Origin of the sequence: Acinetobacter sp. YH12252 (genome assembly GCF_013417365.1) — a bacterium.
Lineage (GTDB): Bacteria > Pseudomonadota > Gammaproteobacteria > Pseudomonadales > Moraxellaceae > Acinetobacter > Acinetobacter towneri.
In genome coordinates, this window is sequence record NZ_VPEA01000018.1 from 1 (window position 1) to 21,701 (window position 21,701).

The window sequence follows — 21,701 nt, forward strand, 5'->3', positions numbered from 1 at the left end:
AAAGTTTTACGTACTTTAACTGAATCAACCTATGAAATTCAGCCTCAGCAAAGTCATTATGAATCTCTCGAAGTAGATGAGTTCTGGAATTTTGTTGGAAATAAAAAGAATAAACAATGGCTTATTTTTGTTCAAAAGTCATATTTTACCTCGGAGAAACCGGACATTTTTATTGGTGAGAATATAGACACTTTAAATGGGTTCTAACACTCTCGTTTCGTATAACAGCCATTATGTTAAATAGAGGGAAAATCTATTTTTAAAGTGATAAAATTATTGCAGTTATTTTAAGAATAGCTGCTTTTGATACTTGATCATCTATCCTAATTAAAAACTGTTTTTTAATAATTTGGAATATAAATAAGATTTAGTTAAAATTAACATTATTCATATAAATTAACATTATGTATTACATTTACTAATAATTTAAAATAATTAGTAGAAAAAAATTATGTTTTAATTATTTCTTTGATTATATAAGTTGAGAGTAAAAAATGATTAATACGGAATTTTCAAAGTGTATTTCTGCATGTACAAACTGTTCACTTATTTGTACTGAATGTGCAACTTCTTGTTTAAAAGAAAAAGATTTAGAGATGATGCGTGAATGTATTCAACGTTGTCTAGAATGTGCAGATATTTGTCAGTTATGTGTGCGTATGCAACAACATAACTCACCTTTCCTCAAAGAGATTTGTGAGCTTTGTGCTAAGATCTGTGAATATTGTGCGGAAGAGTGTGAAAAACATTCACATGATCATTGTAAAAAATGTGCTGAGGCTTGCCGTCAGTGTGCAGAAGAATGTCGAAAAATTGCCATGTAAAATACTTCAATAATGTTAATTATATGCTCTAGACTAACATAATCATTCTGCTAGTCTAGAGCCTTTCCTAAAATTAACATAATACACCTTATACGAAGCCAAAAATGGGAGCTTTAAGCTCCCATTTTTAGTCTTTAATTCGCTTTTTCGCTTCGTCATAAACTATGCTATCAGCTCGTTTTCCGACGGTAATGAGCAGGATAACTACCTGATCATCTTTAACTTGATAGACAAGTCGGACACCAGCTTTTAATAATTTGATTTTATAGCAACCTGCAAGATCGCCTCTAAGCATATTCTTTGGAATATGTGGCTGCTCTATGACTTTGGCTAGTTTCTTTTTAAATTGATCTCGTATAGCAACAGGGAGTTTTCCCATTCTGCTGTAAAGTCCTTGTGACGTAAAAGCTTATAAGTCATCTAATGTGACTTCCTCAAACATCTCTTTAGGATCATTAATGCGCTTACGGACAAGAGCTAATAATTCTTCATCTTCTTCCGAAAGCAAAGCTTTTTTGACAGGCAGTTTCCCAGTCGTAGCAACATACTCAAGAATACTAGTGAAGAAATCAGTAGGTGCAATACCTTGCTCTTTAAGGATTGAATAAGATTTTTCTTTAAGGGCTTCATCGATCCTGAAGTTAACAGTAGCCATCATATTTCCCAAGTATTTAATGTACTAGGAATATTGTAATGCAAATTGCATTACAAGTCGACTTCGCATAACAGCCATTATGTTAAATAACTTTTAGAAGCTTTAGTACAAGCTTGACAGATTGTCTTATCATTATAAAATAACCTTATTCAAATCATCCTCCCAAGAGTAACGCCAATGAAGTAAGTCATTTTCTCATCATTATTTTTAAACTTTTGATGTGCAAAATAGATTCTACTTGTGGCTATATATTCTTGGTCTCTACTTTATATCCTAAATAATATATTGTTTTTTATAAGTTAATCTTCACTATTTTGCATATCCTCTACATGAGGAATTTTTTATGCAACATGCATGTATTGCTTCAAACTTAAATTTAGAATTTTCTACACAGAAAATGTTTGATCAGCTAAACATTACGCTTTTATCAGGACAGGTTTCTGCATTAATTGGACGTAATGGTTTAGGTAAATCCCTATTGTTCAGAATATTAGATCAAAGCCAAGCTTTAGATATTCATTATAGTGGTCAAGTTTCATGGAATATCCAACATGATTATTTGGCACAATTAGAACGCCTTAATGCTGAAAATATTGCACAAGCATTAGAGGTAGATCATTTACATCATGCTTTTCGGCGTATAGAGAACAATACAGCTAGTTTTGATGATTATGAGTTAGTTGAAAATACCTGGGATTTACCACAAAAATGGCAAAATATACTTGAAAATGCTGACTTACCTACGGATTTGAACTTTCCAACAGAAAAACTGAGTGAAGGACAAAAAACAAAGCTGGCTTTATGTCGTTTGTTTTTAAAAAAGGATCACTATCTACTTTTAGATGAACCAAGCAACCATTTAGACTCAACATCTAGACAATGGTTAATTGAGAGTATTTTGGCACACCCTAGTGGTGTATGCCTGATTAGTCATGATCGCCAATTACTCAATCAAGTCCAACATATTTATGCTTTAACTGAATTAGGCTTACAACACTACAAAGGTAATTATGAGCATTACATTCAACAGCATCAGCTACACATGGATGCATTAACTCAGTCTATTAATAATGAGAAAAAAGAATTAAAGCAGTTAAAACAACGGCAACATGATAGCTTAATGAAAGCGAATAAACGTCAATCTAAAGGCAATGAACTTCGTGATTCTAATTCTCAAGCAAAGATTTTTCTAGATTTCAAAAAGGAAAATGCTGGACAAAGCTTAGGTAAGCTACGTGCCCAACAAACTCGACAAACTGATGATTTGAAAAATAGTCTGATTAATAGGCAGACCATTGTAGAAAAAATCAAAGCTCAGAAGTTTGAATTCCACTTACAGAGTACGAAGCAAGGAGAGATTTTAAGAATTCATGATTTAAAGCTACCCCATACAGCAACAAATAAAATTAATTTTGCATTGAAAGCTGGCGAAAAAATCCATCTTAAAGGTGCTAATGGAATTGGTAAATCAACCTTATTGAAATTGATTTCTACCCATCAACGTGATGATATTTTCTTTAGTGGAACATGTTTGTATTTAGATCAAAACTTTAGTTTATTAAATAATGATTTATCCGTAATCGAAAACCTTGCACTTTATAACTCCAATCTTACTGAAGTTGAGTGGAGAAATTTGTTAGGTCAGTTACGTATTCGTCGTGAAAAAGCTTTATTAAAACTATCAGAACTGAGTGGTGGTGAAAAATTGAAAGTCGCATTATTAGCAATGAGTCACTATCCTGATGGTATTGATTTATTATTGCTTGATGAACCAGAAAATCATTTAGATATTGAGTCTAGAGAGCTTCTATCGCAGGCTATTAGCCAATATCAGGGCGCTGTAATTTTAGTTTCACATGATCATTTTTTTGTTGAACAGTGTGAAATATCTGAAGAGTATTTAATTGAGTAAAATGACATTTTCAAATATATAGATTTATTAGTTCTACTAAAATTAACATAATACACCTTATACGCAATACTTTTTAAATTGTGTTATAATTCAATGTGTTGATTTCAGTTTTATAGCCCACTCACCCTCGAATGGGCTTTTTTTATGATTGTTCACGTTCCACGCCTATTCTTTGATCAATGTTCCACGGTTTTATTTAATGTTGCTGAACAATCAATGGATACCAGTAAAGCCCTTTAGGTCTTCTGTTGCTTCAAATATAAAGTCTATCGATGACATTTTCATTTTTCAAATAGCGATAGACAGCCTGTCTGCTAATACCAAAAGCTTTAGCTAAATCGACTTTCGATGGATATTTCCCTTCTTTCCAGGCGTGTCGTAAAGCTTCAGCCTGCTCTTGATTTAACTTATGGACTCGACCTTTATATTTACCTTGAGCCGCTGCAATCTTAATCCCTTCTTTTTGGCGCTCTAAAATAATCTCTCGTTCAAATTGGGCAAAAGCCCCCATAAGTTGCTGAGTATTCTTATGTAAACCTACCAGTTATTCTTATTCAAATCCTGCCACTCATTTTGGATAGTAGTAGGCCATTGATTTTCTATTCAAATAATTCAAAACAAAATATCCAAATTTGAATCTTGAAGCACAATCTTAATCTGCTATAATTTGTACATCAAATTGATGTACTTGTTGGGTGGGATATGACTAACTTAGCAACGGAACGAATTAATATTCGTTCAACAGTAGATGCAAAAAATGTAATTGAACAAGCTGCGAATTTATTGGGACTCAGTGTAAGTTCCTTTATGCTTCAATCCTCATTTGAAAGAGCAAAAGAATTACTTAAATCTAATTATGAGTTAAAAGTAAATAATGCTGATCGAGATATGTTAATGAACATACTTGAGAACCCACGCCCTGCAAATGATGAGATGAAAAAATTAATGAGTTTATTAGATGAAAATTGAGGTTTTACAAGCCCATCATCAGAAAAAATCATTTAATTGCGGGCAAGATGATTTAAATAAATTCATAAAACAGTATGCATCCCAACATCAGAAATCAGGAACAAGTAAAACGTATGTTGCTATTGATGATGATCTACAAGTGAGAGGGTTTTATTGTTTATCCAGCACATCCATAGGATTTGATGTAGTTGATACTGTGCTTACTAAACGATTACCTCGTTATCCGCTCCCTTGTGTAGTTGTAGGTCGCTTTGCCGTTGATCAAACCGTTCAGGGGCGAGGAATTGGGAAAGTGCTTTTAGCCCATGCTCTTAAACAAGTTTCAACAGTTGCTCAAATTATTGGTGTTAATTTTGTTGTAATACATGCTAAAGATAAAAAAGCGATGGAGTTTTATCAGCGTTTCGGCTTTATTTCATTAACATCAAATCCATTAACATTAATATACCCAGTGAGTGAAATACCTAGTTTCAATTGAAAGTGGTCTACTAGCAATAGGAGTGACTGGTAAACTGCTTACAGGAATTAGTGGCTGATTTATCCAATAATCTGCAAGTTGCAACATCAAATTATCCATCGGGGTGGCCTGAGCCGTAAATGTAATATTCTCTTTCACAAACTGAATAGCCACTCCCCTTTTTACAAGCTGATCAACCTCAGTCACTAAATCTTTAAGACTCCTAGCGAAGCGATCCATAGAGTGCACAACAATCATGTCACCTTCACGGACATAGCTGAGCATTTCCTGAAATTTAGGACGGGCTGTATTTTTTCCTGAAGCTTTATCGACAAATAATCGGTCTACTTCAATTCCCTCAAGTTGGCGTCCAATATTTTGGTCAATAGAGCTGACTCTGACATATCCAACTTTATGACCTTTCATATTGTTATCTACTAGATGACTATTTCTGCTTATTGTAACTAATGAATCTTAATCTTAAAAGTTACATGTAACGTATGTATGAATTTCATTTAAATGAGACATGTATTTTACAGCTTTCACAGTGTAACTTTAGGGTATACTTTAAAGTTACACAAAACATCTATATGAAGACTAAAGTCCAAATTAGTGTTTATGTTGGTTCAATGTATTACATTTCGTATTTTCTATTTGTAACGTAATTTCAGTAATATTATGATTATGTTTTAGAACTTCTAAGGCCTTTTGATAGAGTTGATCTGTATTGCTATTCGGAGCAACCAAATGAGCAGTTAAATGAATATTTCTTGAGGATATAGCCCAGACTTTCAACTGATGAATCCCTTCAACGCCCTCTAGCTTCAATAAATCATTTCTTAACGACTCAATATCAATCTCATCAGGAACTCCTTCAAGCAGAATATGAATACTTTGTTTTAATAAAATCCAAGTTCGAGGTAAGACCCAGAAGCCAATTAACACAGCGATTACGGTATCAACCCACATCCACTGGGTAAAATAAATAACTATTCCTCCGATAATCACGCCTATCGATCCTAGAGCATCACTAAGAACTTCTAAATATGCACCTTTTATATTTAGACTTCCTTCAGCACTAGCAGAAAGGATTTTCATTGAAATCAAATTTATGACCAAACCAATGACCGCGACAATCATCATTCCAACACTTTGAATTTCAGCAGGATTCGTAAAACGTTGATAAGCTTCATATACAATATATATTGCTACCACAAAAAGCATCACCGCATTAAACAGAGCCGCTAAAATTTCAAATCGCTGATAGCCAAAAGTTCTTTTATCATCTGCGGCTTTTTTACCAATTTTGATAGCGGCAAGAGCAATAGCTAAAGCGGCTACATCAGTAAACATATGAGCTGCATCAGATAACAAAGCCAAACTTTGGGTAATAAAAGCAGCGACAACTTCTACTATTAAAAAAGTAGTCGTTAAACCTAAGGCAACCATTAACTTCTTACTATTTTCTTCAGTAACAACCGCATGGCTATGATCATGATGTTCTGACATAAAATATTTTCCTTATTCTATTTATGATGAGCAGAGATATTGGATAACAGCCAATATCTCTGCTGTAAATCGACTAATCTATTGGATTAAGAAACTTTCTTTTCATTTATCCAACGATAAAGCACGGGTAACAGCACCAAAGTTAGTAATGTTGAAGAGATAATCCCGCCAATCACTACGGTTGCCAGTGGCCGTTGAACCTCAGCCCCTGTTCCGGTTGCCAGCGCCATTGGTACAAAACCCAGTGAAGCCACACAAGCTGTCATCAACACTGGTCTTAAGCGCAAAATAGCCCCTTGCCACACGGCTTTATGCACTGGATATTTGTCCCTTAATTCCTTAATAAAGGTCAGCATTACCAGTCCATTGAGGACTGCAACACCAGATAAGGCAATAAAGCCAATTCCAGCTGACATCGATAATGGAATATCCCTTAGCCAAAGGAACAGCACACCACCGGTCAAGGCAAAGGGTACCCCGGTAAAGACCAATAGACTTTCTTTGACATTGTGAAAGACCGCCATCAGTAAAATAAAGATAGTGATTAAAGCCAGTGGAATCACGATTTGCATCCGTGCTTTGGCTGAAGCCAAATTTTCAAACTGACCGCCATATTCTATCCAATAACCACTTGGCAAAGTGTATGCTTTGAGCTGTGTCTGTACATCAGAAACAAAAGACCCTAAATCACGCCCTTCAACATTCGTTGTAACCACAACTCGGCGTTTACCATTTTCTCGACTGACTTGGTTGATTCCTTCAATGGTCGAGACTTGCGCGACATCCGACAATAAAATACTGCCACCATTTGGAAGCTGAATAGGTAACTGGGAAACAGATGCGACACTACGGTCTTGCTCTCCAAGACGGATAACAAAATCAAAACGACGATCGCCTTCTAAAATCTCTCCCACGCTTTGTCCACCAATACTTGCAGCCACCACATCCTGAATAGATTTCACACTCAAGCCATACTGGGCAGCTAAAGCTTTATCAATCTCTACATTGAGTAAAGGCAGACCCGAAGTTTGTTCAACTTTCACCGCACTGCTACCTGCGACTTGCTGAATGATTTTCGCGATTTTTGCAGCCTCAGTATTCAAAACCTGCATGTCATCACCAAAAACCTTCACCCCCACATCACTGCGTATACCTGAAATCAGTTCATTAAAACGTAGCTCAATAGGCTGAGAAAACTCACTGTTATTGCCGGGAATTGTCGCAAGATAAGCTTCCATTCGGGTTCGAAGTGCATCTAGGCTTTCTTTTGAATCTGGCCATTCCTCACGTGGTTTCAGCATGATATAACCATCGGAAATATTCGGTGGCATCACATCTGTCGCCACTTCAGCAGTCCCGGTACGGGCAAATATAGCTTTAATTTCGGGAAAGTTTTTCAGTAAAAGCTTTTCGGTATTTTCCTGAATACGTAAAGACTCTTCCAAGCCTGTGCTTGGAGAACGTAATTGCTGTACCGCAAAATCACCTTCACTCAGCTGGGGTGCAAACTCACTGCCAATCTTCGTGCTGAGCAGACCCGTAATGACCAAGAGACAAATGGCAAAAGTTAAAACCACCGCTTTGTAATGATAGGCTCCATCCAATATCTGTTGATATCGGGTTTTGAGCCAGATCATCCAACGGCTTTCCGTTTCTTTGATCTCCCCTTTAACCCATAAAGCAACTGCAGCGGGCACAAAGGTGATCGATAAAATAATAGCTGCCACCAGTGCGAGAACAACGGTTAAAGCCATCGGATGAAATAGTTTTGCTTCTACACCACTTAAAGCAAAAATCGGCAAATACACCACCAAAATAATAAGCTGACCAAAAATAAGAGGACGACGTGCTTGGCGGGCAGCCAGAAAAACTTCCTTAAAGCGTTCACTTTGTGTGAGAGGTCGTTTTAACAGTTGCTGTGTATGGGCTAAACGCCGGATACAGTTTTCGACAATCACCACAGCACCATCGACAATGATGCCGAAATCGAGTGCACCTAAACTCATCAGATTGGCACTGATATTTTTCTGTGCCATCCCGGTTAAGGTAAACAGCATAGAGAGTGGAATGACACAGGCAGTAATCAAGGCAGCACGGATATTCCCTAAAAACAGGAACAGAATGATGATGACCAGGATTGCTCCCTCTACCAAGTTTTTCTGAACGGTTTTAATCGCCTTCTCAACCAAGGTAGTACGGTCGTACACCGTTTCAATCACTACCCCTTTAGGCAAACTATTCTGAATATCTTGAAGCTTGGCATCCACAGCTTTAGAAACAGTCCGGCTATTTCCACCCATCGCCATCATGGCAATCCCTAAAACGGTTTCTTTGCCGTTATAGGTTGCCCCACCGGTTCTTAAATCATGCCCAATAGAGACTTGCGCAATATCACCAACCCGAATTGGGCTGCCATTTGGGCTACCCAGCATGGTGTTCTCAATATCAGAAAGCCCATTGAATGTACCCGGTACACGTACCGTCAGTTGCTGACCATTGTCTTCAATATAACCTGCACCTCGGTTCTCATTATTTTGCGCTAAAGCCTGTTGCAGTTGTTCTAATGAGATATTCAGTTGCTGCATCCGGTTTAAATCGGGAGAGACCACATAGGTTTTTTCAAAACCACCAATACTGTTGACCTCTGCAACTCCCTTAACACGTTGCAGTTGAGGACGCACAATCCAGTCCTGAATCTCACGCAAATCCATCGGCGTGTATGCAGTTCCATCCGGCTTTTTCGCATTCGGATCTGCCTTCAGTACCCATTGATAAATCTCACCGAGACCCGTAGAAACGGGGGACATCGTCGGTGCGATTTGTGCAGGCAACTCAGATTGCGCCTCCTGTATCCGTTGGTTAATCTGCTGACGGGCCCAATAAATATCAGTCCCATCTTTAAAGACAATGGTGACTTGAGAGAGTCCATAACGGGATATGGAACGGGTAAGCTCCAGATCCGGAATGCCAGCCATGGCATTTTCAATGGGATAGGTAATCCGCTGTTCGACTTCAAGCGCAGTAAAACCCTTGGCTTGAGTATTAATCTGGACTTGGGTATTGGTAATATCGGGTACAGCATCAATCGGGAGTTTCTGATAGCTATACACCCCGACCGCAATCCAGGTACAGACAAAGAGCAACACCCAAATCGCATTTTGTATGGAAAACTGAATGATTCGTTCGAATAAACCTTCTGGTTTTGGCAGATCAGAATTAATGTTCATGGCCTGCCTCGTCTTTTTCTAATTCAGATTTCAACAAGAAACTGCCTTGAGCGATATACTTCTGCCCTTCAGTCAGCCCAGAAATCACTTCAAGCCATTGTCCATCACTTGAAGCCTGCCCCAATTGCACTTTCTGTGCTTTTAAGTGGACTTGACCTTTTTGTTCTGAATCTACGATGAAAATACTGTCTTCACCTTCAATACTTTGCAGCGCAGACTTTTGAATCCGAAGGGCTGATTTTGCTGTAGCTTCCGGAATCAACACTCTCACTAGCACATTAGAACGCAACTCAGTAGCTTGCGCATCGAGTTTTGCGCGCACCACCAGACGCCCTGTTTGTACATCTGCCTGAGAGGTTAAGCTTTGTACAGTAGCTTTATAGATTTGATCTGAATCATTCACTTTAAAGTCAATTTTTTGCCCGGCTTGCAGTTGACCTGAGAATTGATTCGGCAAATTAAACTCAAGCCATAAATCTTTCAGCTGTTCAATGACAAAGAGCTGATTAGCCAGTTGCACATTTTCACCGACCACAATATCTTTTTGACTGATCACCCCAGAGATCGGTGCTTTAATCAGAAAACGCCCATTGTTATTGCCACTTGCACCTAATGCATTTAAACGTGCTTGTGAGGACTGGACAGTAATCTGCGCTTGACGGTAGGCATTTTCGGCACGCTGGTAATCCTGTTTGGCAGAAATCCCCTGTGACCAGAGTTGCTGTTCGCGCTGGTAATCTTTACGGGCCAAATCCAGATTCACCTGTGCCATACGCAGATTTGCCTGTTGGTCGATCAGTTCAGGCACGATTAGTACAGCCAGCGTTTGTCCTTTTTGCACGCTCTGTCCTAAAGCCACATTGACCTGCTCGACATGACCACTAAAATTAGGCGATATATGCGCTTGTTGATCGGTATTCACCACCAATTTACCTGGCAGGGTTGTCAGCTTTTCAACCAATCCTGTGGATGCAACAGCAACTTTTAAACCTTGTTCAACCATTTGTTGGCTGGTCAGTTGTATTTCGCCTTCTTCAGCATGTCCTTCTTCAGAACTATCTTCATCAGAATGTTCGGCATTTCCCTCATCATGACCATGCCCCTCAGATTCAGTTTTTTTTGAACTTAACCAAATAACCAGACTGACCAAGACCGTAATCAGAATCAAAATTGCAATCATGAGAGACTGGGATATTTTTCCGTTTTGCTTGGCGTTCATTTTATCGTGCTCCCCCATTGATTAAATTTTGCGATGCTTCGACTGCCTTTTTATTCAGTTGTGTATAGGCATCCGAACGGCTAATTTCTTCATAACTTGTGCCAATACTGAGTGCCTCAGCTGCGAGGGCAGTTTGCCAAGCTTGACGTAGAATTTGTAATTGACCCAATCGAAGATTCTGCAGTTGGGTGGTTGCTTGTTGAACGTCGGTAATGGACAGTTTCCCTGCCTGAAACCCTTGTAAAGTACGGCTCTGAACTTTGGTCGCCAAAGTAACTTGTGCTGTTGTGGCATCGAACTGGCTACGTAAACCTTTGAGCTGATGCATGCTGTTGGCAATATTGAGTATTTGTTGCTTCAGCTCACGCTGCTGCTGTTGGTTCAGCAATATTTGCTGTTGCTGGACCATCGGGATCGCATATTGCTGGCGGTTGAAAATATTCAGTGGAATAGCCACGCCGATTGCCAAAGTCGTATCGTTGCTTTCATTAGGGGTTTTGCTACGTTTCATGCCTACATTTAAAGTCGGATTGGGACGTGCCTGAATTCTTAAATTTTCAATTTGATGATCCGATTGCTGAATGTTCAAGGCATAGAATTTTTCTAGCCACCCTTCAGCAATATACCGTTGCACAGTTTGGAGACTTTGCTCTGGCCAAGGGATAGCGGTTTTATTCAATTGAAGATGTGAAGATGTTTCTCCCCCCCACAAATTAGACAGCTGACGACCGGCAGCTTGTTTATTCAGCATCGCTTGCTGATAAAGTCGTTGGATTTCTAGCGCTTCAATTTGGGTACGCTCAAAATCAACCAGGGCAATACTGCCTGCCTGATAGCGTTTCTGGGCACTGTCCAGATTGGCTTTACTTGTTTTTAACTGTACTGAATAAGCAGACTGCTCAACCTCAGCAAGTGCAAATTGCGACCATGCAAATTTAACAATCAGTTGGCTTTGTGCCTTCCATAATTGCTGTTGCAATTGGATTTGTTGATTCGAGGTATTGGCAATCACCCGGTTCAGCTTACGCTGACCAAATAGATCTAGAGGTTGACTAACGCCAACATTGAATTCCTGTTCTTGACCTGAGCCAAAGCCAGACTGTTCTAAACTTATACTTGGATTCTGCCATAACCGACTTTGCTGAATATTCAATTCAGATATTTGCTGAACTTGTTGCCACAGCTTGTCTTGAGTCTGGTAACTTTGTACTTTTGCTAAAGCGGATTCAAAGCTGGTAACGTTTTCAGCATAGCTATATTGCATAGCCGCTGCACATATACAAGCAACCAAGCTATGACGCAAGAGTATAATTGATTGTGAAGACATGATTTTTCCCACTTATTTAAATAATAAAAGTGGTGGGAATGTTTTAGGCTACCCCACCATGAGCGGGGAAAATTCGGGAGGTGGGCTTTGTTGAAACAGGTCAGGAGCCTGATAGCTGTTTTTCCAATGAAATTGTGGATTCACTTTAACTTCAGAGCTTGGATGAAACACATCTACTTTTTCATTTTGTACAATCAAATGCGTCATCGATGGTAGATGATCTTGATGATCTTCACCGATTTCTAAATCGCTACTGAATGTTTTTATGTTTTCTGACTGTCCATTATGATCGTGTTGACGACTATCGCTGGCACACAAGGTATTTTGGTGATGACCAAAATGATAACTCTGCTGTGATTGAGGCTGTTGTTCATGGACACAAAAGGCCGCCGCCACATTCCAAAAGCTTTGGAACATGAACAATCCAACCAAGACTGTAATCCATGTAGTAGAACGCATCATCATAACAATCGAAAAATTTGTACCAAGTATAAGGCTTAGAGCCACTCCAAGGTCAAGCTTAATAAATTAAATTAAACATTCAATGAACACTGAATAGCCGGCACTTTTGCAAATTTACCTTGTCTCTATAAGCTCACATCAATTTCAGGTAAGAATAACAATAGATAGTGAACCGTACCGGGTTTGTCGGAGACTTTTTATTTAAGTTAGGCCACCGGTAATCCTCCCATAAATAACCGAAGTTAAAAGTAGAGGTACACATAAGTTAAAATTTTATAGAATTGCTTGAGTTCAAAATCTCTAATTAGCATGTATTGAAAACATGAATATTTATCTAAAAAGAGAACTATTTAACATCATGGCTGTTATACGCAATAAAAAAACCTGGGCACCAACCCAGGTCTAAAATTTAAAAAACAGATAAATATCAGTGCAATAAACTCATTTTTCTAATTTCGCATAACGTGTATTATGTTAATTTTAGAGAAACTACTAAATTATATTGGGTTGTAAATATTTGAAATTCCGTTAAGATATTTTGGATTAAATTCTATTCCTAGATAGCATTCGTGTTGACTCATCTCTCCAAAAAACTTTGGTTTTGTTTTCTTATGGTTTTTGCCATAGGATGGAGTAGTGTGTCTGTTGCATCAGTAAAGATAATGCATATCAATATGCAAACTGAAATGAGCCAAGATCATTGTTTAGATCAAGCACAGCAAGTCACTCAACATGGTATTAATCACGAAGTACAGACGAATACCGATTGCCATAATCATTTAGCTCTTAATCAGAATATAGATCACAAAAAGTGTCAGGAATGTTCTAGCTTATCCTGCCAGACACAGATCTCATGTCTTCATTCTTTGCAAAGCTCGCTAGATCCCCTAGATACCTTCTATTCTATAGATCAGCCTAATTTTTATTACCCCAACCAATATCTAAATGGGTATTGGCAAGAAATTTCACGTCCTCCTAAAACTTAACCATTTTTTTTAAAATTTATTTATTTTTCAAAAATTAAGGTTAAGTTATGTCTCATAAAATTAGTTCGTACCTATTAGCAGGTATTTGTTTTGCATCGTCGCCTTTGGTTTTTGCCGAAGTGCGTGAATATCAGCTTGTTATTGATGAAGCAGTGGTCAGCCCAACTGGAAAGCCTGTAAAGCGCATTACCGTAAATGGTCAATTTCCTGCGCCTTTGCTTGAGTTTGAAGAGGGTGATGAAGCCATCATTCGCGTGAAAAATAATTTAAAAAACCAAGATTCTTCTATTCATTGGCACGGACTGTTGTTGCCGGGCATTATGGATGGTGTACCGGGATTTAATGGTTTTAACGGTATTAAGCCTCAAAGCGAGTATGTTTATAAATTCAAGATTCGCCAAAGCGGGACTTATTGGTATCACGCTCATTCTAAAGGACAGGAACAGGACGGCTTATATGGTTCTTTTGTGATTTATCCAAAAGGTAAAACACCATTGGCAGCACATGAAAAAGCTGAACGTGACTATGTGGTGATGTTGTCAGATTTTCATGAAAAAACCAGTGATCAAATTCAGAAAGATCTTAAAATTTCAGCTGAATATTATCAAGATCAGCGTGAAACCTTGGGTGATGTTTGGAAGCAGGTTAAACGTGATGGCATAAAAGCGACATGGTCTGACCGCAAAATGTGGAATCAGATGCGTATGCTAAAAACCGACATGTCGGATGTTACAGGTTATACCTTCCTCATTAATGGCAAAACACCTGAACAAAATTGGACAGGAATGTTTAAACCGAATGAAAAAATTCGCCTACGTTTTGTGAATGCATCTGCGATGTCTTTCTACGATGTCCGTATTCCTAACTTGAAAATGACTGTGGTCAGTGCTGATGGTCAGCCTGTAAAACCTGTTGCTGTGGATGAGTTTCGTATTGGCACAGCTGAAACTTATGATGTGATTGTGGAGCCAAAAGGCGGACATTATCAAATTGAAGCTGAGTCAATTGACCGTTCAGGCTATGCGATTGGTACACTGCACAATGAACTAAATCCTATGACACATGGCATTCATATGCCTGCACCACGTCCACGCTCACTTTTGACCATGGAAGATATGGGACATGGTGGTGGTGATCATGCAGGAATGGATCATTCGAAAATGAACCACGGCAATATGCAAGGCATGGATCACTCGAAAATGGATCATTCAAAAATGAACCATGGCGATATGCAAGGCATGGATCACTCGAAAATGGATCATTCAAAAATGAACCATGGCGATATGCAAGGCATGGATCACTCGAAAATGGATCATTCACAGCATGGCACAGCAAAACCACAAGAAAATGATCAAGTGGTTTATGGTTGGGCAAATGCATCTACACCTGCGGGCAATAAAGCCTTGCAATATAGTGATTTAAAATCTTTAGAACCGCAAAAAGATACTCGTGAAGCTAGCAGTGAATTAGTAGTGCGTTTGGGCGGTACTATGGAGCGTTATATTTGGACGATTAACGGTAAAAAATTCAGCGATGCTGAGCCATTAAAAGTGAAGTATGGCGAGCGTATCCGTATCAAATTTATTAATGACAGTATGATGGCGCACCCCATGCATTTACATGGCATGTTTATGCAGTTGGAGAATGGTCAAGAGTCGGTAGATATGCCGAATAAACACACATTGATTGTACCACCGGGTAAAACAGTCACTGCTTTATTAACTGCGGATGAGTTGGGCGAATGGGCAATCCATTGTCATTTGTTGTATCACATGAGTGCAGGAATGATGAACAAGTTGATCGTGGCAAATGTTAGCGATGAACAAGTGTCTACAACGCCAATTCAAGGTACAAATTCGACTCAAACTCACCAAGTAACTGAGCAAAAAGGAGCTGGACATGCACATCACTAATTTTGTATTTAAAGCGTTTTTTTCTGTTGCGGTATTGAGTTTAACAAGCTTAAGTTTGGCGCACGAAGGGCATCATTCAACTGCTCAGACTGATGGAAAAAATGTACCATCAATGAATCATCAAGCGATGTCTGAGATGGATCATTCACAGCATTCTCCACAAGAGCATGCACAACACATGCAGATGATGGGGAAAATGAATCATGCTGCACATTCAGCACCGATGAACCATCAACATGCAGGTCATCAGCCAATGCATCACAAATCAACAGAGAAACAGCAAGATCAAAAAGTACAGAAAGGAGATCAACATGCGCACCATTAATCTTTTTTCTAAAACTGTTTTAGCAAGCTCTTTGTTGATGGTCAGTGCAGTGAGTTTGGCACATAATGGTGAAGATCATAGTGCGCCTGAAAAAATGACAGTTGCTACATCTTCTAGTCAAAATCAGCCGATGCAAATGGATCGCTCTCAAATGAACCATAGCCAAATGAATCAGGCACAACATCAGGCAACATCTACGGTTAATCATTTACATCATGTACCAGATGCGAATGCTCAGCAGAGTTCGCATTATGATCATCGCTCAGAACACGGTGCGCAAATTTATGCGATTACGACAGTGGACAATAAGTGGCTTGTCAATGAAGATGGCACAGGTGATTTAAAGTCAGAGTTTGAAACCCGTATTGGCACAGATGAAAATAAGCTTTTTATTAAAATTCATGCCGATAAAGAAGAATCGCATGATGCACATTATGATGCCAAACTTTTATATAGCCGTATGATTTCAGACTTTTGGGATGCACAGATTGGTGCACGTTATCGTAGTGAAAAAGTTGAACTCAATGATCATCGCAAAGACACCGAAGAAAATGTTGATGCGGTGATTGGCTTACATGGTATGGCGCCATATTTCTTTGAAACTGATGCTTATCTCTATGCGGGAGAAGACAATTATGCGGGCTTTAGCCTAGAAACGGAACGTGATTTTCTGATTACGCAAAAGTTGATTATTCAACCTTATTTAGAGTTGGATGCTATCTTTAGTGATGACTCTAAATATGCGAAAAAAACTGGTTTAAGCAGTGCAACCGCAGGGTTTGAAACTCGCTATGAAATCAGTAAAAAGATCATGCCTTATATCGACATTGCCTATGAGTATTCAAAAGGTAATGATGAAACGTCGTGGCAAATAGAATCAAACTCTGAGAAAGGTTGGTTATATGGAGCTGGTGTTAGATTTAGATTTTAATTAATTTAATGATTACTAAATAGCTTTATTTAAATAAAACTCTAGCTTAATGTGGCCGGAAGCAAAATGTTAACTTATTTTGCTTCCTTCCATTTAACATAATGGATATTATACGAAGTACACTTGTAACTCCAAAATAGAAATGTCCGGTTTCTCCAAAGTAAAAATGTCCGCTTTTAGAATATGCGCTGTTGCAATTTTCTTAGCGGACGGTTTGATATGTTGGTGTCTATGTCGGATAAAGAACTTAAACGATTGTCGGTCTTGCAAGAAATCTGTGATCAACGCATAACCCAGCCCCAGGCTGCTCAGCTACTTCATATTTCAGAACGTCAGATCAGACGTTTATTGCAAAAATACAAAACTCAAGGTCCAACTGCATTAGCCCATGCTGCACGTGGCCAAATCAGCAATTCCAGGCTTCCTGAAGAGCTCAGACTCAAGTGCCTCAATCTGGTCGCTGAACAATTCCATGGTTTCGGACCCACTTTAGCGCATGAAAAGCTCACCACCGTTCATGGCTTTGATATTTCAGTTGAAACACTGCGTTCCTGGATGATTGCAGCAGATCTGTGGATTCCTCGCGCCAAGCGCCTGAAACGCCCGTATCAGCCTCGTTACAACCGGGATTGCTTTGGTGAACTGATCCAAATTGATGGCTCACACCATGACTGGTTTGAAGGACGCGCTGCTAAGTGCTGTTTGCTGGTGTTTATCGATGATGCGACAGGAAAATTGCAGCATTTACGCTTCTGTGAATCAGAATCAACCTTTGACTATATGATTTCAACACGTTTATATGTCGAACAGCACGGTAAGCCTTTAGCGTTTTACAGCGACAAACATTCAGTCTTTAGAGTGAATCAAAGCAGCAAGAAAGACACCAAGATTACCCAGTTTGGACGTGTACTCAGCACCCTCAATATCGATATCATCTTCGCCAATTCACCACAGGCCAAAGGCCGTGTAGAACGGGCGAATAGAACGCTTCAGGACCGTCTGATCAAAGAAATGCGCTTGGAAGGCATCTGTTCGATTGAGCAAGCTAATGCCTGGCTACCCTGCTTCATTGAGCAGTTCAATCAGAAGTTCGCCAAGATGGCTTTTAATCCTAAGAATCTACATCGGCCTATCACTGAAACAGCCGAAGAATTAGATGATATTTTTACTTGGCGTGAACCCCGCAGAGTCACCAATAGCCTGACGATTACTTATGATAAATGCGTATATCTCCTGGAAAACACCGAAGAAAATCAAAGGTTGATCGGTAAGTATCTTGAGTTCCTGGAATACCCGGATGGTACTGTAGCCCTCATGCATGATGGCCGAAAGATCAATTACAGCCTCTTCGATAAATTAAGTCAGCTGAATCAGCGAGAGATTGTTGAGAATAAACGGTTGAGTGCTGTTCTGAATCATATCCAACAACAGCATGAAGAACTGGAACAGCAAAACAAACGTAATCGTTCTCAAAAGATGCCAAGCAGACGTGCACAGAAAACAGCGATTGAACAACGAAATCTAAATCCTGTGCTTGACTTGGAAATGTCCATATAGGACATTTCTATTTGGTTATTAGGTAGGACATTTCTACTTGGGAATAACAACACTTGTATATTAATATAAATATCAATCACTTGAAAATTTAGCCATGACTAAGAAAAAGCAAAAAATCGGCTTTTGTAATAAGTTGGTGAGTTTTTAAGCAGATCTGTAATATTTTGCCAGTAAATTTGATTAAAAAACGATCAATTTGGCAATCAGTGCCCATTTCATCGGCTTTCAGGATCCGAAACTATCCCCAATGGCTGTGGATAAAATTTAGGCTATTTTGTACGCCCTGGCGCACAACAATCTCGGCTCTTTGCGGCTACCAGGAACAGTGGAATTTTCCTATGATGAACTCATCAGGAACAGGAAGTTCCAAACAACAAGAATAAGAAAGATCGCACCAGGAGCGTGAGGTAAGACAGGAGTCATACCTAGCAACCCAATATGAGAAACCCCGGCAGGATGCTGGGGTTTTTTATTGTCTGCATTTAAGGTCTAATCAGTCTTAGCCAATTCATTTTGGTTGATAAGTTTAATCAGCGCATTTTGAACAAACTCATCAAGTTCAATCCCTTTTTCTTTTATGATGGTTTCTATCTTTGCTAGCGTTTCACTTTCTAATTCGAACTCGATTTCTGCTGATGTTTCCATGAGTAAATCATAGTTATTTTCGACTATCTTTTTAAAGGTTTCTTCTAGATCTTTTGTTGATGGAATATTGAAAGATAAGCGTAATGAGCTATTGATAATTTCAATATGGGTATACCCTAAATATTCAGTACTTTTTCCCACAAATCCTAAGTGCTTCATAAAAAACCTTAAATAAATATAGTAGAGAGCTGTCTAAATTAAGCCAGACTCTCTTTTACAAATTTTGGATCAACAATAAATAATCGAATAAGGGATGTTGCTGCTCCTGATGGTCTTCTCGCACCTTGTTCCCATGATTCAAGAGTACGTCTTGATACGCCAAGAATCTTAGCAAACTGATCTTGTGTTAGTTGAGCCTTTCTACGAGCTAACGCTACATCTGTCTCAGTGATTACGGTTCTTTTCGCTGCATTACTAGTAAGCATATCGTCGATGCCTTGTAATATTTCAGCTTCAATATCCCTAGTTGCTTCAAAAGCCTCAAGTTCTTTTTCAGTCATTAAACGAGTCATTTAGTTTCTCCACTAATGCTTGAAGAGTCTTCTTACTAAGCTGTACAGTTTGCTTTTTACTGTACAAGGTTAATAACCAAATCTCTCCATTTGCTAAACGATTAAAGTAGATGACTCTGACACCACCACTTTTACCTCTACCACCGCTAGTCCATCTAATCTTACGAATACCACCTGCATTAGGCTCTACATCTCCTGCTTCAGGATTTAATGCTAAGAATGTTTTGAATTCCTCATATTCTTCCTGAGTCCAATAAACAAGACAGTATTTAGTAAATAATGGAGTCTCACATATTGTATACATTGATTGCATTCATACTACCTTGTAGTAGTTTATTTTATACTACTTTGTGGTATTTTTAAATGATAATTCTTAGTTCTCAGGATTAAATGCCTATTTAAGTGATGTGCTGAAAAGGTTGCCGACACATAAAGTGACTCAGATTGAAGAATTGCTACCACACCGCTGGAAACCTGAACCGAATTAAAAAATAGGCATGGGGTTCAGCGGACGCTTACGTTCAATTCGTATAACCACCATTATGTTAAATAGAATCAAAAAACCTCCAATAAAATCGTTATAGTATTATTATTTATTGAGTAGATAAGAGAATTAAATTAGTGAAATACTCAAATGAACAAATAGTAAAAGCACTCTTACTTGCTCCTTTACCTTTACTTTTTTTAACAACAGTCCTGTTTATCGCAGTGAATCACGAATACAGCCTATACTCGATTTTCGTAGTTCTTGTAGGACACGGTCTTATTTACTTGGCTTATTGTATTTTGACTGTGCCTTTTAGCTACATATTCTCAATTCTTTTAAATCGTTATAACAGACTTAATTTATTAACCATCTGTATTACCTCTCTAATTATTGCTACTCCATTTTTTATTCTTTTAGGATGGGGGCATACTGGAAAGATTGCTGAAGATTGGTGGAAGATGTATACCAATACATGGGCTAGCTTTCTGGCTCTATTTCCTGGCTTATGTTATTGGCTGTTTTTAATTAACTTAAAAGATAAAGAATAGTTATGAAAAAAATATTATATTTTAATTTTTTAGCGATTATTTTGACTTACGTATCTTTGCTTTATCAAAAAAATATATTAGTTGCTCGCATAGTTGTAGATAAGCTTGAAAAAGTTAAAGTCATAGCTGGGGGATTTCCTCTCCAGTTCCTTATAGATGGTGAAACCTCTCCAGTCGGAAGTATAAGTATCAATCCTTTATTTATTTTCATCGGCATGGATCAATTTGTTTTTCTCAATTTTTTTATTGATTATTTATTTTGGATAAGTATTTTATTTGCTTTTTCTATGATTGTGAAAAAGTACAGAATTGTATAGATCTTCTAAAATTAACATAATACACGTTATACGAATTCCCAAGGCATGGCTTTTAGTTATGCTTTTTTTATCAAAAGAGTATACCTGAATGATAGCGAGCCAAATCGCATACAATATCTATCATTAGACTTAATGCAATAATTAAATGATAGTATTATCATTAATCTAATAGAATTAAGATTAAATGATAGAAATGAATACACGTATTTATCTACGAGCTTCAACTAAAGATCAAGATGCAGAAAGGGCTTTGCAGATTCTTCAGGATCTAAACCAAAACTTGAATTTGGGTGAAACCATTGTGTACGTGGAAAACTATAGTGGTACGAAGTTAGACCGACCTGAATTGAATAAGCTACTGTCAGAAGCAAATCAAGGTGACACATTGTTAGTTGAAAGTATTGACCGCTTATCACGCCTAACCCAACGAGATTTTCAAGAGCTGAAGCGCAGGATCCAGGAGAAGGGACTTCGTTTAGTCGTAGCAGATCTTCCTACTACCTACCAAATGATTCAAACCAGTGACAGCATTACTCATTCAATCTTGGAACTCATCAACAATATGTTGATTGATCTTCTGGCAACAATGGCCCGCCTAGACAATGAGAAACGTATAGAACGTATTAAGCAGGGCCTGGCACGTTCGGGTTACAAACCAACAGGCAAGAAGGCAAATGAGGCTAAACATAAACGAATAAAAGAATTGCTAGTAGTTGGCAATATGACTAAGGAAGAAATTGCCAAAGCAGTGAATTGTGGAGTTGCAACTGTCTATCGAGTTGCTAAAGTTATCTAAAAGAGGCTTATCTCAACGCGCCCCCAATGGGGCACCGCTGCATTCAGGTTACTTCACATAAGAAATTTTATGTTAAATGATTGTTAGAAATGCCCCTTGATCGAGGCATTTTCTATAAAGAAT

Annotated in this window: 20 protein-coding genes and 5 pseudogenes; 13 read left to right on the top strand and 12 right to left on the bottom strand. The window is 38.4% G+C overall.

Annotation, left to right across the window (positions count from 1 at the left end):
- Both FTV28_RS12230 and FTV28_RS12235 read left to right on the top strand, forming a co-directional pair.
- Positions 1-129: pseudogene (locus FTV28_RS12230) on the top strand (IS1 family transposase); the annotation flags it as partial.
- 365 nt (positions 130-494) lie between these two features.
- Complete coding sequence (locus FTV28_RS12235) at positions 495-824, top strand: four-helix bundle copper-binding protein (protein ID WP_016658833.1); 330 nt, start codon at positions 495-497, stop codon at positions 822-824.
- A 127-nt stretch (positions 825-951) separates the two neighbouring features.
- Here FTV28_RS12235 and FTV28_RS12240 read toward each other — a convergent pair.
- Together FTV28_RS12240 and FTV28_RS12245 are read right to left on the bottom strand one after the other, a co-directional pair.
- Positions 952-1,244: pseudogene (locus FTV28_RS12240) on the bottom strand (type II toxin-antitoxin system RelE/ParE family toxin).
- Positions 1,234-1,479 carry a type II toxin-antitoxin system RelB/DinJ family antitoxin gene (locus FTV28_RS12245; protein ID WP_000246755.1) on the bottom strand — a complete coding sequence of 82 codons (246 nt, stop codon included), beginning with the start codon at positions 1,477-1,479 and terminating at the stop codon, positions 1,234-1,236. Before FTV28_RS12245 ends, FTV28_RS12240 begins: the two are co-directional and overlap by 11 nt.
- A 343-nt stretch (positions 1,480-1,822) precedes the next feature.
- Between FTV28_RS12245 and FTV28_RS12250 the strand changes: the two genes are divergently transcribed.
- A complete protein-coding gene (locus FTV28_RS12250) occupies positions 1,823-3,391 on the top strand; it encodes an ATP-binding cassette domain-containing protein (RefSeq protein WP_159124549.1) in 1,569 nt (522 codons plus the stop codon).
- Positions 3,392-3,644: 253 nt separating this feature from the next.
- Here the strand turns inward: FTV28_RS12250 and FTV28_RS12255 are convergent.
- Positions 3,645-3,908, bottom strand: a pseudogene (locus tag FTV28_RS12255) (helix-turn-helix domain-containing protein); the annotation flags it as partial.
- A gap of 185 nt (positions 3,909-4,093) precedes the next feature.
- Between FTV28_RS12255 and FTV28_RS12260 the strand changes: the two are divergent.
- Together FTV28_RS12260 and FTV28_RS12265 are read left to right on the top strand one after the other, a co-directional pair.
- Complete coding sequence (locus tag FTV28_RS12260; RefSeq protein ID WP_004733309.1) at positions 4,094-4,360, top strand: DUF1778 domain-containing protein; 267 nt, start codon at positions 4,094-4,096, stop codon at positions 4,358-4,360.
- Entirely contained in the window at positions 4,350-4,838 is a 489-nt protein-coding gene (locus FTV28_RS12265; RefSeq protein ID WP_004733307.1) for a GNAT family N-acetyltransferase, read from the top strand. The genes FTV28_RS12260 and FTV28_RS12265 overlap by 11 nt, the downstream gene beginning before the upstream one ends.
- A 75-nt stretch (positions 4,839-4,913) precedes the next feature.
- Here the strand turns inward: FTV28_RS12265 and FTV28_RS12270 are convergent.
- The 6 genes and pseudogenes from FTV28_RS12270 to FTV28_RS12295 form a co-directional block, all read right to left on the bottom strand.
- Positions 4,914-5,243, bottom strand: a pseudogene (locus tag FTV28_RS12270) (recombinase family protein); the annotation flags it as partial.
- A gap of 183 nt (positions 5,244-5,426) precedes the next feature.
- Entirely contained in the window at positions 5,427-6,326 is a 900-nt protein-coding gene (locus FTV28_RS12275) for a cation diffusion facilitator family transporter (protein WP_005028603.1), read from the bottom strand.
- Between the two features lie 86 nt (positions 6,327-6,412).
- Positions 6,413-9,553 carry an efflux RND transporter permease subunit gene (locus FTV28_RS12280; RefSeq protein WP_096902762.1) on the bottom strand — a complete coding sequence of 1,047 codons (3,141 nt, stop codon included), beginning with the start codon at positions 9,551-9,553 and terminating at the stop codon, positions 6,413-6,415.
- Complete coding sequence (locus FTV28_RS12285) at positions 9,543-10,772, bottom strand: efflux RND transporter periplasmic adaptor subunit (protein ID WP_016658777.1); 1,230 nt, start codon at positions 10,770-10,772, stop codon at positions 9,543-9,545. The genes FTV28_RS12280 and FTV28_RS12285 overlap by 11 nt, the downstream gene beginning before the upstream one ends.
- 1 nt (position 10,773) lies before the next feature.
- Positions 10,774-12,099, bottom strand: coding sequence for a TolC family protein (locus tag FTV28_RS12290; protein WP_035269736.1), 1,326 nt, complete (start codon positions 12,097-12,099; stop codon positions 10,774-10,776).
- 48 nt (positions 12,100-12,147) lie between these two features.
- Positions 12,148-12,561 carry a cation efflux protein, CzcI-like gene (locus FTV28_RS12295; protein ID WP_225530251.1) on the bottom strand — a complete coding sequence of 138 codons (414 nt, stop codon included), beginning with the start codon at positions 12,559-12,561 and terminating at the stop codon, positions 12,148-12,150.
- A 1,033-nt stretch (positions 12,562-13,594) separates the two neighbouring features.
- On the opposite strand from FTV28_RS12295, the gene FTV28_RS12300 reads away from it, so the two are divergent.
- From FTV28_RS12300 to FTV28_RS12315, 4 genes are all read left to right on the top strand, one after another.
- The gene (locus tag FTV28_RS12300) at positions 13,595-15,460 is read left to right on the top strand and encodes a copper resistance system multicopper oxidase (RefSeq protein WP_104988058.1); all 1,866 of its coding nucleotides are present in this window, start codon (positions 13,595-13,597) and stop codon (positions 15,458-15,460) included.
- Positions 15,447-15,785: a hypothetical protein gene (locus FTV28_RS12305; RefSeq protein ID WP_004897649.1), complete on the top strand. Its 339-nt coding sequence runs from the start codon at positions 15,447-15,449 to the stop codon at positions 15,783-15,785. The genes FTV28_RS12300 and FTV28_RS12305 overlap by 14 nt, the downstream gene beginning before the upstream one ends.
- The gene (locus tag FTV28_RS12310) at positions 15,772-16,716 is read left to right on the top strand and encodes a copper resistance protein B (RefSeq protein WP_154320112.1); all 945 of its coding nucleotides are present in this window, start codon (positions 15,772-15,774) and stop codon (positions 16,714-16,716) included. The genes FTV28_RS12305 and FTV28_RS12310 overlap by 14 nt, the downstream gene beginning before the upstream one ends.
- Before the next feature lie 231 nt (positions 16,717-16,947).
- Positions 16,948-18,273: an ISNCY family transposase gene (locus FTV28_RS12315; protein WP_096902756.1), complete on the top strand. Its 1,326-nt coding sequence runs from the start codon at positions 16,948-16,950 to the stop codon at positions 18,271-18,273.
- 489 nt (positions 18,274-18,762) lie between these two features.
- Here the strand turns inward: FTV28_RS12315 and FTV28_RS12320 are convergent, their stop codons facing one another.
- From FTV28_RS12320 to FTV28_RS12330, 3 genes are read right to left on the bottom strand one after another with little or no spacing between them, the layout of a single operon-like run.
- Positions 18,763-19,077: a hypothetical protein gene (locus FTV28_RS12320; protein WP_104505826.1), complete on the bottom strand. Its 315-nt coding sequence runs from the start codon at positions 19,075-19,077 to the stop codon at positions 18,763-18,765.
- Positions 19,078-19,115: 38 nt separating this feature from the next.
- Positions 19,116-19,430, bottom strand: a complete 315-nt coding sequence (locus FTV28_RS12325; protein ID WP_104505827.1) for a DNA-binding transcriptional regulator — start codon at positions 19,428-19,430, stop codon at positions 19,116-19,118.
- Positions 19,411-19,734, bottom strand: coding sequence for a transcriptional regulator (locus FTV28_RS12330; RefSeq protein ID WP_104505828.1), 324 nt, complete (start codon positions 19,732-19,734; stop codon positions 19,411-19,413). The genes FTV28_RS12325 and FTV28_RS12330 overlap by 20 nt, the downstream gene beginning before the upstream one ends.
- Positions 19,735-19,780: 46 nt before the next feature.
- On the opposite strand from FTV28_RS12330, the pseudogene FTV28_RS12335 reads away from it, so the two are divergent.
- The 4 genes and pseudogenes from FTV28_RS12335 to FTV28_RS12350 all read left to right on the top strand — a co-directional run.
- A pseudogene (locus FTV28_RS12335) lies at positions 19,781-19,918 on the top strand (transposase domain-containing protein); the annotation flags it as partial.
- 133 nt (positions 19,919-20,051) lie between these two features.
- Positions 20,052-20,465, top strand: a complete 414-nt coding sequence (locus tag FTV28_RS12340) for a hypothetical protein (RefSeq protein WP_179989130.1) — start codon at positions 20,052-20,054, stop codon at positions 20,463-20,465.
- Between the two features lie 2 nt (positions 20,466-20,467).
- Positions 20,468-20,782 carry a hypothetical protein gene (locus FTV28_RS12345; RefSeq protein ID WP_070155405.1) on the top strand — a complete coding sequence of 105 codons (315 nt, stop codon included), beginning with the start codon at positions 20,468-20,470 and terminating at the stop codon, positions 20,780-20,782.
- 184 nt (positions 20,783-20,966) lie between these two features.
- A complete protein-coding gene (locus FTV28_RS12350) occupies positions 20,967-21,578 on the top strand; it encodes a recombinase family protein (RefSeq protein ID WP_015060246.1) in 612 nt (203 codons plus the stop codon).
- Positions 21,579-21,701: the final 123 nt, after the last annotated feature.